At 69.5% G+C, this 862-nt stretch carries 1 protein-coding gene; it reads right to left on the bottom strand.

Features of this window, described 5'->3' with window-relative positions; translation table 11 throughout:
• Positions 1–4: 4 nt before the first annotated feature.
• On the bottom strand, positions 5–682 hold the full coding sequence (locus DMB66_RS59425) for an alpha/beta fold hydrolase (RefSeq protein WP_125809115.1): 678 nt from the start codon (positions 680–682) through the stop codon (positions 5–7).
• Positions 683–862: the final 180 nt, after the last annotated feature.

An 862-nucleotide genomic window follows, 5' to 3' on the forward strand; every position in this document is an offset into this window, starting at 1 on the left:
GTGGTCACTTCAGCGCGGTTGCCGCCTCGTGGATGACGGCCGCTACCGCGCCTGGCTGCGAAAGATACACGGCGTGACTCCCCGCGGACTCGACCACCGTCGAGCCGGCGCGCTCGGACATCGCCCGCTGGGCCGGCGGGGGGATCATGCGGTCGTCCGTGGCGACCAGATACCAGCTGGGCTTGATTCGCCAGGCAGGCTCGGTGATCGCGCCACCCAGGGCGTCCACGCCCCACGGGACCTGCGAGTCGGCCATGAAGGCGGCCTGTTCCGCGGGCAGGTCGCCGGCGAACGAGGCGGCGAACTTCTCCCTGTCCAGAAACAGGAATCCGTCCCGGGGCGGCAGGATCGGCGGCACCGGGGCCCCCGGCGGCGGGTCGGCGATGAGCGTGTTGACCGACTCGCCCCGGTCGGGCGCGAACGCCGCTATGTAGACCAGCGCGGCGACCTTCTCGTGGGTACCCGCCTCGGTGATCACCGCGCCGCCGTAGGAGTGGCCGACCAGCACGACAGGGCCGTCCACCGCATCGATGATCTGGCGGGTGGCGGCGGCGTCACCTGCCAGCGACAGGGTCGGGTTCTGCACCACACTCACCCGGTAGCCGTCCAGTTTGAGCAGGTCGTACACCGCCTGCCAGCCGGATCCGTCGACGAATCCACCGTGTACCAGCACCACGTCCATCAGGCTCTCCTTGTCGTCGCCGATGCGTTGAGTGCCAGCGTCGTCCGCGATGGCCGGCCCGGGCTCGGAGGTAAGAGAACAGTTTCCGGACGACGGTGCACCCGGCCTTGACCCACCGAGGTGACGGCGTGACGATCGAGCCGGGGGCCACACATGTCATTGATCTTGAGCACGGACGCG

The sequence above is a fragment of the Actinoplanes sp. ATCC 53533 genome, from assembly GCF_003947245.1.

What these genes read in the sequence shown, in the direction of transcription:
- DMB66_RS59425 (WP_125809115.1), bottom strand. Translation starts at nt 682, where the DNA reads ATGGACGTGGTGCTGGTACACGGTGGATTCGTCGACGGATCCGGCTGG.